A 17,119-nucleotide genomic window follows, 5' to 3' on the forward strand; every position below is an offset into this window, starting at 1 on the left:
TCAAAATTGATACCCAAGACTTAAAATATAAGTGGTATCGGACCCTTCAGTTCCAAGTGAAGGATTATTATCCCAGTCATAGTTTACCTGAGTAGTTGCATTAAATCCATTGTATATTTTAAAACGAAATCCGGTCTGGCTTTGAATACTTACATCCGCTGCATTTTCCAGGCTTATTAAACCAACATGATTGCAGAAAAACTGCGTATAATCCTTGTAAATATAATGATCAAAGTTTATTGCCCAGCGGGCGGACATAAAATCTTTATCTTCGGCATCGATATAGTCTTCGTTTACATAGTTCGGCCCGGCCTCAACAGACAAATTAGTCGTTTCTGTCTCAATAAATTGATAGCCCATGCCTACACCAAGAGAAGTTTTTAAATTCAAATCTTTAAATTTATCTTTTGTGCCCGTAACATTTGCAAGAAAATACCATTTTTTGGAAAGAAAGTGGTCATATTTCATATAAGCGGTTTGGTTATTTACTGTGGTTTCGCCATCATCTTCGGCTCTGTTATATCTGCCGCCAAGTGTGAAACGATTGTCTTTGGTTCTTGCAATTAATTCACCGTCACCATTGTATGTTTTAGTGTTGGTATTTCCATCCGTTATATTAATTCCAACATTAAGCCTGCCTTTTAGTTTTACAGCAGGAGGTGGCGGCGGCGGGTTAATTTGTTTAATGTGTATGAGGGCAATTGATATAGGTTCTTCTATCAACTCTGTTTTTATATTAATATTTCCATCCGAATCAGTAGTTACTATACCTTTTGCTTTTGTACCATCACTTAATATTACATCTATCGGGGAATCTGTTCGCATTCCTGCAATTTCTTTAAAAACAATACTGATTTCGCCAGCATAAGATGTTTTTAATGCCATCTTTTCCGCATCTAATTTAATAATCGTGCCGGTTATATGGTCACCGTTTTTCAGCCGGATTTCATCGGCAAACACATTGCATGTTACTGACATAATAAATAAAATCATTATGATAATTTTTTTTATGTACATTAATATCCTCTTAAATCAAGTTACAAGTTGTAAACAAATAAACAAAATAGTTCCTGAACATTTTTTATCCGTTATCAAAATTCTTTATAAATTACAATTTCCACTTTAGTATTATTTGTTTTAAAAAGAAAGATGTTAACAGAGCCACTTTCAAAACGTTTCAGTTTGGTCAAGCTCAAGGCGGGGGGAAATTTCAACCACAGGAATACATTTAGTATTTCGAGGATTGAAATTTGAGCCCAACGCAGAGATCGGCCAAAATGGGGCGTTTTGAAACTGGCTCAACAGTTTAACAAACTGGCCAAATAGCACAAGCTGTGATATTATTTTATCAATGCCTCTTTATAAAAATAAATATCTTGTTTTAACCGGTCTGGCAATGTTTCTGGTATTTGCATCATTGCTTTCCATACGGCTTGGCCTTTTCGAAAAAAACATTCATAAGCATTCATTATCAGCTTCTGCCATTGCACTTTTTGAAAAAGATACATGGATGAATATATTTCAAAATAATAATAAAATCGGCTTTTCCCACACAATTATTTTAAAAGATGACAATGGATATGAAATAAAAGAAAATGTCTTTATGAAGATTAATACTATGGGATTGCTTCATGATATATATGTTAAAACTCTTGGGAACTTAAACCCGGACTTTACTTTGCGGACGTTTGCTTTTGAAATAAATTCCGGCAGGTTTGCTTTTGCGGCAAAAGGTGAAACAAAAAAAGATATATTGTCCATTCAGACTCAAAGTTTTGGGGATAAAAGAAAAATAGATATTCCTGTTAAGACCAAACCATATCTAATGGCAGGTTTAGTAAATGCCGCATTTGCATCAGGCTTAAAAGAAGGAGAAGTATTTACTTTTAATGTTTTCGACCCTGCCTCAATGAGCCAGGTACCGGTACTTTTAAAGATAGTAAAAAAAGAAGATATTCAAATTGGAAAGATAAATCATAAGGCATTCAAGACTTTTCTATCATTTAAAGGTACGACTCAGATACTGTGGGTAAGCGATAAAGGAGAAATCTTAAAGGAAAAAGGATTTCTTGGCATAAGCCTTGAAAAAACCACAAAAGATGATGCATTAAACGGTATGCCTGTTACGGCAAGCGATGATCTTACTAAACTTGTTTCCATACCTTCAAATATTATACTAAATAATCCTGAAAAGCTTAAATTCCTTAAAATACAAATCAAAGGCGTTGAGCTTGATTCTGTTAAAATAAATGATGACAGGCAAATATTAAAAAACGGTATTTTACACATAAAAAAAGAAAGCATAGAACATCTTTCAAAACAATATAAAGTCTATGTGCCGGATATAGCCTCATATTATTATATTAAGCCCACGCCCTTCATACAATCAGATAACAGAGAGATAGAAAACATCGTCAAAAAAACTGTAAACCCGGATGATCCGCCGATAATCAAAGCAAAAAAACTTGTAAGCTGGATAAACTCCAATATCGAAAAAAGACCGGTAATATCTTTGCCTGATGCAGTTTCAACCCTTAAAAATAAAGCGGGGGATTGCAACGAACATGCAGTTTTAATGGCCGCTCTTTCACGCGCTGCAGGAATACCTGCCAGAGTAGAAGCAGGACTAGTATATTTAAATGGCGGTTTTTATTACCACGCATGGAATAGTTTGTATTTTGGAAGATGGGTTGCAATTGATCCTCTTTTTGGTCAGATACCTGCCGATGTAACCCACATACGATTTTCAACAGGAGGACCTAAAGAGCAGCTTGATATATTAAGCTTATTAGGAAAGATAAAAATAAAGGTTATTGAATTCAAATGATACTTCTTGAAAATCTTACGAAAAAATATGGCGAATTTATTGCTGTAAATGATCTTAGCCTTTCAATTCCCAAAGGCGAAATTTTCGGTTTTCTGGGACCTAATGGTGCCGGGAAAACAACAACCATAAAAATGATGGGCGGAATAATGGAGCCTACTTCGGGTCAGATTGAAATAGGCGGAATCAGCATGAAAGATGAACCTGAAAAAGCAAAAAGAATTATCGGGTTTATTCCGGACAGACCATACCTTTACGAAAAACTTACTGGAAAAGAATTTTTAAGATTTATCGGAAACCTTTACGGTGTAAGTGATAATCATTTTTCCGAAAAAGCTGATAATCTTCTTGATATGTTTTCTCTTACCAAATGGGCGGATGAACTTATCGAGTCTTACTCGCACGGCATGAAACAAAGACTTATTATGGCGGCAGCACTTTTGCATGATCCTGAAGTAATAATAATCGATGAACCTATGGTAGGGCTTGACCCGGTTGCCGCAAGAATGGTCAAAGATTTGCTGAAACATCTTGCAACAAAAGGACTAACTATTTTTATGTCAACCCATACCCTGCAAGTCGCAGAAGATGTGTGCCACCGTATCGGGATCATTAAAAACGGAGTTGTAATTGCAATAGGTACTGCTGATGATTTGAAGAAAAAGTCTCTGCTTATTGATCCTGACTTAGAAGATGCGTTTATAAAGCTTACATCCTAACCCGGACAAGCCGTAACTAAAAAGGCTTGTCCGGGAAATATTGAATATTGAATATCGAATAAGGAATATCGAAGTATGGATTCGCGTCGCTCTATCACTATTTTATATATACTACTACCCTCGCCCCTGGCGGGAGAGGGTCAGGGTGAGGGGGAATAAGATGAATGAATCCATTAAAGAAATCTTAATCCTTTTAAGGCCGAAATTTTTATCTTTTAAAAATCCCTTAATCTCAAAGAAATCTAAAAATGATATTTACCGCACTTTTTTTCTTGCAACGGCAGGAGTAATATTTTGGAGCGGCATCTTTGTCATTACATTAAGAACGCTCAAATACTTTAAAAGGATTGAAGGTCTTGGTGATATTCTTATTCTTAAAATCTTATCCATGCTTATTCTGATTTCTTTTTCATTTCTTATTTTCAGCAGTATTCTTACCGCACTTTCCAAGCTTTACCTTTCAAGAGATCTTCCCCTTATACATTCCATGCCGCTTTCAAGTTATAAAGTTTTTATAGCAAGGTGGCTCGAAAGCACAATAGACAGCTCATGGATGGTAATATTATATATACTTCCTGTACTTATTGCTTGCGGAATTGTTTACCAGGCCGGACCTTTTTTTTATCTGAATATTGCCGGTAATCTGATATCCATTTCGCTTATTTCATCCGGTATAAGTTCTTTGCTTGTTATGGCTTTAGTTTTTATTGTTCCAGCAAATCGTATGAAAAATATAACAATGGCTTTGGGGTTCGCCCTTTTTTTAATCCTGTTTTTAGCTTTAAGGCTTTTAAAACCGGAGCAGCTTGTTGATCCTGAAGCCTTTGCAACCGTTGTTGTATATCTAAATAATCTAAAAGCTCCTTCCTCACCTCTTCTTCCAAGCACCTGGGTCTATGACAGCATAAATCAAGCCCTGTTTGGGTCTGTAAAAGCAAGCCTGTTTCACTCCGGACTTACATGGAGCTTTTCTGCTGTCATATTTTTGATAAATATAATTATAGCAGATCTTACTTATTTTAACGGATTTTCCAAAACTCAAACGGTTTCTTTCAAGTTGTATAAATATAAATTTGTGCATTTTCCTTTTTCAAAATTTCTTTCAGGCCCGACCAGAGCATTTCTTGTAAAAGAGATAAAAACCTTTTTCAGGGACCAGACTCAATGGTCACAAATACTTTTAATCGGAGCCCTTATTATAATATATATTTATAATTTTAATGTACTTCCGCTGGAAAAAGCACCAATCAAAACAGTATATCTTCAAAATCTCTTGTCTTTTCTTAACATGGGTCTTTGCATGTTTGTGCTGACTGCCATAACCGGCCGCTTTGCATATCCGGCTGTAAGCTCAGAAAAAGAGGCCTTCTGGCTTGTGAAAGCATCTCCTGTTAAAATCAGAACGGTACTTTGGATAAAATTTTTCATATATTTTTTCCCTTTGCTCTTTCTTTCCGAGATTCTTATTGTGGCAACAAACATTATATTAAAAGCGGACACTTTTATAATGCTTTTATCTGTTATAACCGTATTCCTTATGGTTCCTGGAATCGTGGCCATAGGAATAGGTTTCGGAGCAGCATACCCTGACTTTAAGTGTGAAAATCCCGAACAATCGGTAACAAGTTTTGGCGGTCTGTTATTTATGATGATTTGCGCAGGGTTTATTGCAGCAGTAATAGTTCTTGAAGCAGGCCCCGTATATCATATATTCATGGCCTCAATGCATAACAGATCTCTTCGCTTTTACGAACTGATATGGGCGGCAGTTTCATTTTCAGCAGTAATTATTATAAGTATTTGTGCCATTTTTCTTCCCATGAAATTCGGGGAGAAAGGTTTGTCACAGATTGTCCCTTGATAAAAGTGCAGGATTTCAACCTGATTTCTTAGAGCCACTTTCAAAACATTTCAGTTTGGTCAAGCTCAAGGCGGGCGAAAATTTCAACCACAGGAATACATTTAGTATTTCGAGGATAGCGCTAAAGGTTAGCGCTATACTTCACTACGTGTCACTTCGTGCGAAATTTGAGCCCAACGCTTAAGATCGGCCAAAATGGGGCGTTTTGAAACTGGCTCTGATAAATTTCTTTTTGCAAAGAAAATGAGAATGTAATATTAATCCTTTCGGTAGCTTTCTTTTTATATCTATTTACTTAATCGAGTCAAATCAAAACCGGTTTAAATAGGAAAGCTTTGAAAACAGATCTAACGGAAAATATTATAAACGGCTGTTACAAACTATACGATAAAATCGCAGAAAGCGATTTTGGCGCAGTGTTTCGTGGACTTGACATTAAACATAACGCAGCCGTGGCCATAAAGATTCTGCCGATGCATAAATGCAGGCCGGAGAATATCGACCGTTTACGCCTTGAAGCTGAAATACTTTCACGACTTAATCATACACATATTGTCAGAATATTAGATACCGGAAAAATAATTGACGGATCTTTCGGGCTTTCATGTTACATTGTAATGGAATATGTCGAAGGCAAGTCCCTTGACAGATGGAACGAAGAATTTAATCCCTCCTTAAATGAGCGCCTGTCGGTTATTAAACAAATAGCCGATACTCTTGATCTTGTTCATAGTAAAAAAATCATTCATTGTGATCTGAAACCTGCCAATATTATGATTGTGGGCAACACGGATTTACATATGAAGCTGCTGGATTTTGGCCTTGCCAGAATAAAGGACCCGAATACAATTGAGTCAGATGAAAAAATCCGTGGCACCTTTCAATATATGTCACCGGAACAAATCGGCCTGATTCGTCGCAATGTGGATGAACGAAGCGACTTGTATTCGCTTGGAATTATATTTTATCAGCTTCTAACCGGGCACCATCCATTTCGAACGGAAAGCCTTTCCATGCTCTTGCACGAGCAAATAGCCCGTAAACCGGAACCTCCTTCACGGATAGTTCCTGAAATTTTACCGATAATTGATACTATAATACTGAAGTTGCTTGCCCAAGATCCTGATAACCGTTACCGGAGTGCAATCGGGCTTTCAAACGATTTAAAACGACTGCTCTCCGGCGATACGGAATTTATGCCGGACGAACTGGAATCAAATTCCTCTGTTCATCTTTCATCGCAGCTTATCGGAAGAGAGCCTGAACTAAAGCAATTAAAAAAGGCTTTGAGCCTGGCCCGTAAGGGAAAAGGCTCCGTCTGTTTGATTGCCGGTGAGCCCGGTATAGGCAAAACCCGGCTTCTCGATGAATTCAGGCGTTTTGTCATAACCGAAAACATCACTATTGTCGAAGGCCGCTGCATTGAAAGAGACAGCAAAACTCCCTGGGGACTCTTCAGGGATTCGCTTGGGGATTATCTTAATGGATTTAGCCGGCATGATCCGGATAAAAAGGCGGTTGTATGTGAGACAATGCAAAGAACTTGCAAAGATATTGGGAAAATTATTGTAAATCTTTATCCTGCTGCACAGGCAATGTTGGGCAACTGCTCCGAACCGGCCAAATTGTCGCCCGATCAGGAGTCAATACGCACCTGCCTGGCAGCCACCCGGTTTACATATACGCTGTCTCTTGCCGAAGGTGTTATGGTTGTGCTGTTGGATGATCTGCAATGGTCCGATAATTCAAGCCTCATGCTTCTTAAGGAAATCGCCCGCAATATATCCGATCAGTCGCTTTTAATTATCGGTGCTTACCGAAACAATGAAGTTGATGAAAAACATGAACTTTATACCCTCATCCGTCCCGATGAAAAACGATATGCAGCAGAACATCTTATTGTTAACCGGTTTGATGACAAACAAATACAATCTTTTATTTCATGTTTGCTGAATACGGACGCATCGTGGCTTAAGCGCTTTTCAGGCTATATCTATAAACGCTCGATGGGTAATCCGTTTTACAGTCGGGAGCTTATAACCTATCTGATTTCAGAAGGCCTGCTGTTTAAAAATATAGCCGGATGGTCATTTGATTTTGAGCGGATGGAAAACAACTTTGTTTCTGAGGATATGATAGATATACTCCTTAAAAGAATCGACAGGCTTGCACAGGAAGATATTAATATACTTTGCATGGCAGCCGTAATAGGCAAGCGCTTTGATATTTGGCTTCTATTAAATATAAATCAGGAACAGGATAGTACCCGCCGGGTTACTGAGGCTCTGAATACAGCACTTGCCCATCAAATAATTGAAGAAAATTTTTTGCAGCCGAAAGTTATGGTATTTGCCCATGATCGAATACGGGAGGCATTTTACAAAAGGCTGTCTTCCGATGAACGTAAAGCGCTGCATCTTAAAATCGGACGGGCCATGGAAGAGATGCATTCCACCGATACCACATCGGTCCTGTTTGATCTGGCTTATCATTACATGGAAAGCGGCCATGATGAAAGCATTATGACCTGGGCCTATCCGGCTGCACGCAGGGCCAATGCCGAATATGCCTATGATGATGCTATTAAATACCTGCTTGCGGTTTATAATATTCTTGCAAAAAAAAGTAAACCGGGTGAGCCGGATTGGCTTGAATGCACCAGGTATTTAGCCGAAACTTATCTGCAGGCCCGCAAATGTGATGAGGCTTTAAGTTTGTTAAACATGCTGTTGCCGCATATGACTGAACGTGTGAAACAGGCATCGATTTATTTATGCATATCAAAAGCTAATCTCTTAAATGGCGATTATCGCAAGGCAGAAACATCCGCCAAAACAGGATTAAAATTAATCGGTGAATGGCTGCCGGTAAATAAAATTGGAGTTATAACAGGTTTAATCAGAGAAATATGTATTCATCTCCTTTTTCATATGCTCCCCGGGGTGTTTTTAAAAAAAGATACACAAGGCGTAAAAGAAGAAGACCGCTTAAAGACCGATCTTTTATATGCTTTGTTTCCTGTTTATAATATTTACGAAATGTGGAAATTACCCCGAACGGTTTTGCGCAGACTTAATATCAGCGAATTTTGTATCGGACCGTCTTACGAACAAGCGTTCAGTCTGGTACAATATTCCGTGATTTGCGGAATATTGCGCCTGTATAAAAGAGCCTTTGCCTTTACCAGGCGGGCTGCTGCAATCAACAGAAAATTAAACGATGAAAGACTGAAATTTTATATTTATCTTAATTTGGGATTTCTTTATGGGATTACCGGTAAATATCAGGACAGTATAAAATGTGAACAGGGAGCTTTTGAATATTTTCGTAAAACAAGAGAATTCATAGAATTTTACAGTTCAGCAATTGGCTTGTCTATGGGTAAATACGAACTTTCTGAATTTCGGGAAGTTGTGAAATTAGATGCTCTTATTCAAAAAGCAGCAATGAACAAGTCGGATGAAATGTTGTCATCTACAGCAGGGTTTGCAGCATTAGCCTACATCTGTTCATGTGATTTTGATTTAGCTGAAAAACGCCTGAAAAAATATTGCGATATGCCTGAACGCACATTTGAATACTGTTTAACAAATATTTGGCTGGGAAAGCTTTTTCTGGAAAAAGGAGATATAGAACAGGCGATTTTTTATTTGAAAATCGCCCATAAAGCAGATCGCAAAAATGAATTCATGCGGCATCTGATAAACGAAAAGGAAAATCTTTTTACAGAAGCGCTATTGCGGTCTTTCCAGCAAACAAAGCATGCATTGACCGAAAAGAACCGCAAAAAGGAACTTAAAAAAATCGGGAAATATTGTAATAAAGCGCTAAAGCAGAACAAGCATTTCCCCAATCTTTTCGGCGGAACGCTGAAAGTAAACGCAGAGTATTATGCTATTTCAGGCAATATAAAAAAGGCTGAGGATTTTTTCAAACTCTCAATTGCTCATCATAAAAACTACAAACAGCGCTATAAACAGGCACGGGCCGGATATGCTTATGGTTGTTTTCTAAAGGATACAGGCAAAGATGCCGAAGCTGTGCATGAGCTTGAATCCGCCTATTCTTTATTCGATGAAACTGATGTGCCTTTCTGGAAAAAACGGGTAGCCAAAGCATTGGGTCTTAAGGAAGAAAAACAGGATAATGCCTATACTGTTATAGATAAACAGCGTAAGGAGATTGTGCTGACGTTTGGAAAAGCAGTTGCAGACTGTCGTGGTTTGAATAATATGATGGAACTGGTGATGCAAAAGGCTTTGGAGATCACAGGCGCACAGGCCGGTGGTCTTTTTCTCAGCAGTGATGATTTCAATGCCGTTGAACTGAAAACATGGCAAAGCATTAACCCGGAACAAACTGCATTATATTCTATGACAATAGTAGATAAGGTCTTTCAGAGCGGACTGCCGGTTATAACAACAAATGCTGAAGCGGATGCACAATATGCCGCACAAGACAGCGTAGTACGAAACAAGTTAAAATCCGTTTTATGCGTTCCTGTTCAATACAACGACCTGATAAATGGTGTGTGTTATCTTTACAACCTACTGGCAGAAGGTGTGTTTTCCGAAAAAGATGTCAAACTGCTTGATCTGTTGCTTTCCCAGGCAGCCATCGCCATTGAAAACGCTTTGTTAAATGAAAAACTGGCCGAACTCAGCCTGGAAAAACCCATACGTGTTCAAGAAGCAAGGCAGGATGATAATCTGCAAAAAATAATAGACTATATCGATAACCATTTTGATCAGGATGTTTCAAGGGAAACACTATCCGGCATGTGTGGATTGAATCCGGATTATCTCGGCAAGCGCTTCAAATCACAAACAGGAAAATCCATAAACGATTATGTGAATGAATGCCGGATTCGCTATGCAGCAGACAAACTGTCGGAAACCGACAAAAAGGTGATCGACATAGCCTTTGATGCAGGATTTGAAAGTCTGCGAACTTTCAATCGAATTTTTTTCCGCATAATGGGCGATACTCCGACAAAATACAGGGAGAAAAGCAAAATTCAGAAAGAAAGCAACATCGGATATAAGTAATAGTAAATATACAAGGCCGAATATCAATACAAAATTTCATGTATTATGCGGCTCTTTTAAGGCTGATACGCATACCGGCCTTTGTTGCAAGAATGATAAGCATTTCCAAACTGAATTTTTCCCACTTGCCTCTAATTAGGTCAGAAACCCGTGACTGGCTGACACCAAAAATCTCAGCCGCTTCAGCCTGTGTAAGTTTCTTGTTTTTGATGAGCTTCCTGAGATCAGCCATTATTTCCGAACGCATTTGAAGAATTGCGGCCTCCTCGGGAGGAAATCCCAGATCGGCAAATACATTGTCGGAAGAATTAACAACAGGTTCTTTCATAATACTACCCTCCAATTTGCTTATATCGCCTGCGAGCAATTTCAATATCATGTTTATCCGTTTTCCGAGTCTTTTTTTGAAAAGAGTGAAGAACATAAATAGCATTTTCAAACTTTGCCACATAGATAATACGCCATTCTCCCAAAACATGTATTCGAATTTCCTTCACTCCACGACCTATGCCGGACATGGGTTTCCAATCGCTTGGTTCATGACCGCATTGAACGGAATATAATTCAAAACCCGCTGCTTTACGTGCTTCATACGGAAAATTACGGAGATCATCAAGGCTTGATCCGATAAATTTCAGGAGTTTCATAATAAAATATTATATAAGTTTTTATATATTTTACAAGAAGAAATTTAGTGTATATAAATAACATATTGTTACATCAACTATGAAATGTACCAACCTGTCATTTCGACCAACGGGAGAAATCTTTATAAATCTCTTAAAAGCAAGATATCTCCTTTCAGTCGAGATGACAATTGATGCATGACACAACAATAACTTTTATCGCCGGATTTGAAAGCCTTCGTACCTTCAACCGGATTTTTTTCCGCATCATGGGCGATACTCCGACAAAATACAGGGAGAAAAGCAAAATTCTGAAATAATCTATTTCCATGCTCCTTGAACCTATTTTAGCAAGCCATTCTCCTTAAACCTTGCAATAAAAACCTTTAACAAATTTCTAACATAAATTAACCACCTGTAAATTAGCATTATATCTCAAATAATCAGTATATTATATTTAATTATGCTGCTTTTGGACATTTCCAGACATGCTGCAAATGGCAAGACAAATACATATTTAATAGGTAAGCGGTAAGATATCATAAAAAATCTCCCAACCTGTCGTGCCTAACTCATAAAAGGCCGAAAATCATCATGTTTCGTCATACCAGCGAAAGCCGGTATCCAGCATAATTAAGACGATATCCGCATCGGTTCTAATCTTGAACCAGGCAGAAAGAGAATAATAGCTATGAATAAATTTATAAATATAAAGGAGGATAAAGGGATGAATATGCTAAAAAAAATAACTCAAAATATTTTAAGATGGATCTTGGTGATGTCGGTATTTATGCTTGTAATGCCTGGATCAGGGCAGGCGACGGACAAGTATTGGATAGGGGGAACAGGCACTTGGGATGAAGTATCCAACTGGAATCCGAGTGGTCAACCACAAAACGGTGATAAAGTGTATCTAACCCAGACGGATGCTATAAACAGGGGAGTCTATTATTATAACACGGCCTATCCTTCTGCAGTTCTTAACTCTCTCCGTATTGATGCAACAGGCACAGGTATGATTACTCTTTTTCAAGGGCTTTATGGTATCAGTCACGCCTTGAATGTAGAACATGAAGACATCGGTCAATCTGGCAATGGTACTTATATCCATATGGATGGGACCAACACGGTAAATAATAACCTCATTCTTGGTGGCTCTATTAGCGGAAACGGAACATACGAATTAAGCGGTACAGGAAGTTTGTCCGCCAACAAGGAATTCATTGGTCAATCCGGCACGGGTGTCTTCAAACAGACAGGCGGGACGAATACGATAACTCAAAATCTCAGTGTTGGCATATTTATTGGAGGAAAAGGTACTTATGAATTGGGTGGTATAGGAAACCTGTCTGTAGACAATGAAAATATCGGTGTTTCCGGCACAGGTATTTTTGACCAGGTAGGTGGAACAAATACGGTAACAAAAGTTCTTAGTCTCAGTCATTCTTCAGGCAGTTACGGTACATATAATCTTAATGACGGCATCCTCAACGTACAAGGGAATATCGTAGGTGGTTTAGGAACAAGTACCTTTAATATTGATGGAGGAACCCTTTTAAACAATTGGTTATCAATCAATGTAGATAATTTCAATGTGGGATACAGCAGCAGCTCCAACGGTAACTTTAACATGACCGGCAAGAACCTCAACGCAAATAAAGAGTATATCGGCTATGATGGTACTGGCACTTTCAATCAGGCTGGCGGTACTAATGAGGTAAGTAGCATCTATATAGGTCATCAGTCCGGCGGCAACGGGACATATAAATTAAACGGAACAGGAGTCTTGTCGACTACTGATTTTGAAGTCATTGGTTATGACGGAACAGGAGTTTTTACTCAGACAGGAGGAAACAATAAGACAACATATCTACATATAGGTTCAAAATCAGGTAGTACCGGTACATATGAATTGAGTGGCAAAGGAAGTTTATCTGCATATAGGGAATTTGTTGGCAGATACGGTACTGGTGACTTTATCCAGACGGGTGGTACGAATGAAGTAAGTGATTACCTTAGTCTGGGCTATGCTTCCGGTAGCAAAGGATCGTATGAGCTCAGTGGTGCTGGAAGCTTGTCTGCTAATTGGGAATACATTGGTGATTTTGGTAAAGGAACTTTTACACAAAGTGGTGGTATAAATACAGTAAAAGATATTCTCTATCTCGGCAATAACTCCGGCTCCAGCGGTACCTATAAATTGAGCGGTACCGGTAATTTGTCGGCAGAATATGAACATATAGGCTACTCCGGTACAGGAGTATTAACTCAAAGCGGCGGATTGAATACAACATCTAAAATATCGCTTGGTGAACTGAGTTCAGGTAAGGGAACCTATAACATGAGTGACGGCGGTGAAGGCAGCATGTTGTTTGCAAATATGGTTTATGTTGGAAAAGCCGGAACGGGAACTGTCAATCAGACCGGGGGCATCATAGACACAACATATCTTTATCTCGGTTATGAAACAACAGGTAAAGGAACCTATTCTTTGAGTGATAGCGGCATCGGAAGCAGCCTTACTGTAAAAAACACTTATGTGGGTTATGAAGGAGAAGGCGAGTTTAACCAGAGCGGAGGAGCTATTACAACCGATAACCTTTTTATTAAACCGTCAGGCGCAAAAAAAGGAACTTACAATCTTTCCGGCGGAAGCCTTATGGCATTGAATCTTGTTAACAACGACACTGTCAACCAGTCGGGCGGAAGTCTTAAAGTTTTAAATCTTACCAATAATAAAGGCTACAACTTTTCAGGCGGCAATCTGGAGGCAAATATTATCAATAACGCTGCTGCTGACTTTAACATTAGCGGAGGGGGTGTACGAACCGTATTCGGCAACGTAACAAACTATGGAACTGTAAAAACCACGGATACCATTGCTCGTTTTATCGGAACATATTCGGAACACGGTGTCTATATCTCCGACCCATCAACAAACTATTTCAATACGCTCTCTGTAGAAGCCGAAGGCTATCTGCTGGGTGGCTTGGGGGACAATTTCTTCATTGAAACCGATTTCATTAACAACAGCACTCAGGATACACTCTGGGATACCGATGAGGCGCTTCTTGGTTTTACAGGCGCAGGTTTACACGAATACTATCTTGCCGGTGAAGATCTGGGGGCAGACATTTCAGGATATACCGATAATTTTGCATGGGGCACATTAAATGTAGAAGGCAATTTAAACCTTTTTGACGGCAATGCAACAGAAGGCGGGGCGCAATACCTCTCTGTTCTTGACGGAGCAGTTTTACTTGGTGACATTGTAAGCAATATATCCGGACAGGACGGACTGAATATTTATTATTTAGCCTCAGCGGAGGGGAATGAATACTTGGACGGATTGAAATATAACCTGACCGACGGCGGATTTTTAATTCCTATAACTGAGTCCGCTGTGCCGGTTCCACCTGCGGTTTGGCTTTTTATATCAGGTTTTATCGGTTTAGTGGTTATCCGCAGAAGGGCTTGCATCCAAAGGTTAAAATATTAATATAAAGGAGGATAGCAGATTGAGGATATTCAATAAAATAAGACTACACTCTTTGAGAAAATTTATTCACAGAAATGTTTTCTTATGGATGGTGTTTATGCCAGTGTTGCTGTTTGCAATGCTTGGAACAGGGCGTGCTACGGACAAATATTGGATGGGGGGATCAAACTGGTGGGATTACGCCTGTTGGGATCCCCACGGCCAACCTATGAACGGTGATAACGTATATCTCACCCAAATAGTTGCTAACGACTATACGGTTTATTACCGGAACAGCGTTTACCCTTCTGCTGTTTTAAATACTTTCCGAATTGATGCAACAGAAACGGGTAGTATTACTTTTAATCAGGGCTACGGCGGTTATAGTCACCCCTTGATTGCTAATAATGAATATGTTGGTTATTCCGGCAGCGGGACTTATATCCAGTCATCAGGAACTAACACTGTAAAAAATGGCCTTTACATGAGCTATTATTCCGGCAGCGAAGGAACGTATGAATTAAGCGGCACAGGTTACCTATCTAGCAACAATGAATATATTGGACATTACGATACTGCAACATTTATCCAAACTGGCGGGAAAAATGAGGTAGCTGAAAGTCTTTATCTCGGCAGGTATTTTGATATTTTCAACGGTGTAGGCAAGGGGATATATGAATTGAGCGGTACAGGAAGTTTGTCGGCCAAAGATGAATACATCGGCTTCAATAGTATAGGCATTTTCATCCAAATGGGTGGAACGAATGAGGTGGCTAACACTCTCTATCTTGGTAGTAATCATTTCATTGTCGGAGCTATTGGAACGTATGAATTAAGCAAAACAGGCAGTTTATCGGCTAACGAGGAGATTATCGGCAATTCCGGCAGAGGCACTTTCACACAGAACGGCGGAACAAATACGGTAACAAATGACCTCTATCTCGGCAAAAACTCCGGCAGCGAAGGCACATATAATCTCAACGGGGGCTCTCTTGATGTACAACGGAATATCGAAGGCGGAGCCGGAACAAGTATTATAAATATTGATGGGGGGACACTTTCGGACAACTGGGCAGGGATCAATGTGGATAACTTCAATGTGGGTTACGGCAGCGGTTCAAATGGTGCTTTTGCTATGTCCGGCAAGAACCTCACCGCTATGAACGAGTATATTGGCTATGATGGCTCAGGAATCTTTACTCAGACGGGTGGGACGAATAACCCTGCTTTTCTAACCCTCGGTTTTAATTCCAGTGGTGTTGGCACATATGAATTAGGCGGCACAGGAGAGTTGGCTGCCAACTCGGAAATTATCGGTGATGAAGGTGCAGGTGCCTTTACCCAGACAGGTGGCTTTAATGAGCTGATCAATATTCTATATTTAGGCAATCAATCTGGCAGCAACGGAACATACGAATTAGGCGGTACAGGTAGCCTGTCGGCTGATTATGAGATTATAGGCAATTCCGGCAGGGGCATTTTCACCCAGAACGGTGGAACCAATACGGTAACAAATGACCTCTATCTCGGTAAAAACTCCGGTGGCAAAGGCACATATAATCTCCATGGCGGGATTCTTGACGTAAAAGGAAATATCACAGGCGGCGATGGAGCTAGTACGCTAAATATTGACGGAGGGAACCTTTCAAAGAATTGGTTATCAATCGGTACGGATTACTTCAATGTGGGCTACAGTTATGGTTCAAACGTTATCTTTTCTCTTTCCGACAAAAATATCAGTGCCGTTGAAGAGCATATTGGCTATGAAGGTACAGGTACTATCAGGCAGATGAATGGATCGAATGAGGTTACCTATCTTCATCTTGGCTATAATTATAAGGCCAAGGGTACATATAAATTAAGCGGAACAGGGAGCTTATCGGCTGATTATGAATATATAGGTAATTCCGGCGTAGGTGTTTTTACCCAGACGGGCGGAACGCATGAGGTGACTAACAATATCTATATCGCCTATAATTCGGGGAGCACCGGGACGTATGATTTACAGGGTGGCACATTGACTGCCGGAAGTATTATAAACAACGGAACCTTCAATTACTCCGGTGGCACACTCGAAGCCGATATAACAAACAATCCCGCAGGAACAGTAAGCCTTAGCGGTGCAGGCACAAGGGAAGTTCAAGGGGACATCATTAATAAAGGTACTTTCACTGTTTCAAATACAACAGCTATTTTTGGTGGTGACTTCACAAATACAGGTATCTATATTTCAGACCCATCCTCCAACTATTTTAATACACTCACTGTAGAAGCCGAAGGCTATCTGCTGGGTGGCCTTGGAGACAATTTCTTCATTGAAACCGATTTCATAAACAACAGCGCCCAGGAAACTCTCTGGGATACCGATGATGCACTTTTAGGTTTTACCGGCGAAGGTTTACACGAATTCTATCTTGCCGGTGAAGATCTGGGGGCGGACATTTTAGGATATACCGATAATTTTGCATGGGGCACATTAAATGTAGAAGGCAATTTAAACCTTTTTGACGGCAATGCAACAGAAGGCGGGGCGCAATACCTCTCTGTTCTTGACGGAGCAGTT

General features: G+C 39.6%; 9 protein-coding genes. 6 read left to right on the forward strand and 3 right to left on the reverse strand.

Annotated elements, in window-relative coordinates; genetic code table 11:
* Positions 1-1,017 carry a DUF481 domain-containing protein gene (locus KKC46_16355; GenBank protein ID MBU1055371.1) on the reverse strand — a complete coding sequence of 339 codons (1,017 nt, stop codon included), beginning with the start codon at positions 1,015-1,017 and terminating at the stop codon, positions 1-3.
* Between the two features lie 334 nt (positions 1,018-1,351).
* On the opposite strand from KKC46_16355, the gene KKC46_16360 reads away from it, so the two are divergent.
* The 4 genes from KKC46_16360 to KKC46_16375 all read left to right on the forward strand — a co-directional run bounded on the left by KKC46_16360 (position 1,352) and on the right by KKC46_16375 (position 10,452).
* Positions 1,352-2,827, forward strand: a complete 1,476-nt coding sequence (locus KKC46_16360; protein MBU1055372.1) for a transglutaminase-like domain-containing protein — start codon at positions 1,352-1,354, stop codon at positions 2,825-2,827.
* On the forward strand, positions 2,824-3,543 hold the full coding sequence (locus KKC46_16365; GenBank protein MBU1055373.1) for an ABC transporter ATP-binding protein: 720 nt from the start codon (positions 2,824-2,826) through the stop codon (positions 3,541-3,543). The genes KKC46_16360 and KKC46_16365 overlap by 4 nt, the downstream gene beginning before the upstream one ends.
* A 160-nt stretch (positions 3,544-3,703) precedes the next feature.
* Positions 3,704-5,404, forward strand: a complete 1,701-nt coding sequence (locus KKC46_16370; protein ID MBU1055374.1) for a hypothetical protein — start codon at positions 3,704-3,706, stop codon at positions 5,402-5,404.
* 335 nt (positions 5,405-5,739) lie between these two features.
* A complete protein-coding gene (locus KKC46_16375) occupies positions 5,740-10,452 on the forward strand; it encodes a protein kinase (protein MBU1055375.1) in 4,713 nt (1,570 codons plus the stop codon).
* Between the two features lie 43 nt (positions 10,453-10,495).
* On the opposite strand, the gene KKC46_16380 is transcribed toward KKC46_16375, so the two are convergent.
* Entirely contained in the window at positions 10,496-10,780 is a 285-nt protein-coding gene (locus tag KKC46_16380) for a helix-turn-helix domain-containing protein (protein MBU1055376.1), read from the reverse strand.
* 4 nt (positions 10,781-10,784) lie between these two features.
* Positions 10,785-11,099, reverse strand: a complete 315-nt coding sequence (locus tag KKC46_16385) for a type II toxin-antitoxin system RelE/ParE family toxin (GenBank protein ID MBU1055377.1) — start codon at positions 11,097-11,099, stop codon at positions 10,785-10,787.
* A gap of 706 nt (positions 11,100-11,805) precedes the next feature.
* On the opposite strand from KKC46_16385, the gene KKC46_16390 reads away from it, so the two are divergent.
* Positions 11,806-14,577 (forward strand): hypothetical protein, encoded by a 2,772-nt coding sequence (locus KKC46_16390; protein MBU1055378.1) that lies wholly within the window; start codon positions 11,806-11,808, stop codon positions 14,575-14,577.
* Between the two features lie 97 nt (positions 14,578-14,674).
* Positions 14,675-17,119: hypothetical protein (locus KKC46_16395; GenBank protein MBU1055379.1), on the forward strand; the 2,445-nt coding region annotated here is incomplete at its 3' end.

This window comes from Pseudomonadota bacterium (genome assembly GCA_018817425.1).
Lineage (GTDB): Bacteria > Desulfobacterota > Desulfobacteria > Desulfobacterales > RPRI01 > RPRI01.

What these genes read in the sequence shown, in the direction of transcription:
- KKC46_16390 (MBU1055378.1), top strand. Translation starts at nt 11,806, where the DNA reads ATGAATATGCTAAAAAAAATAACTCAAAATATTTTAAGATGGATCTTG.
- KKC46_16370 (MBU1055374.1), top strand. Translation starts at nt 3,704, where the DNA reads ATGAATGAATCCATTAAAGAAATCTTAATCCTTTTAAGGCCGAAATTT.
- KKC46_16385 (MBU1055377.1), bottom strand. Translation starts at nt 11,099, where the DNA reads ATGAAACTCCTGAAATTTATCGGATCAAGCCTTGATGATCTCCGTAAT.
- KKC46_16380 (MBU1055376.1), bottom strand. Translation starts at nt 10,780, where the DNA reads ATGAAAGAACCTGTTGTTAATTCTTCCGACAATGTATTTGCCGATCTG.
- KKC46_16360 (MBU1055372.1), top strand. Translation starts at nt 1,352, where the DNA reads ATGCCTCTTTATAAAAATAAATATCTTGTTTTAACCGGTCTGGCAATG.
- KKC46_16355 (MBU1055371.1), bottom strand. Translation starts at nt 1,017, where the DNA reads ATGTACATAAAAAAAATTATCATAATGATTTTATTTATTATGTCAGTA.
- KKC46_16365 (MBU1055373.1), top strand. Translation starts at nt 2,824, where the DNA reads ATGATACTTCTTGAAAATCTTACGAAAAAATATGGCGAATTTATTGCT.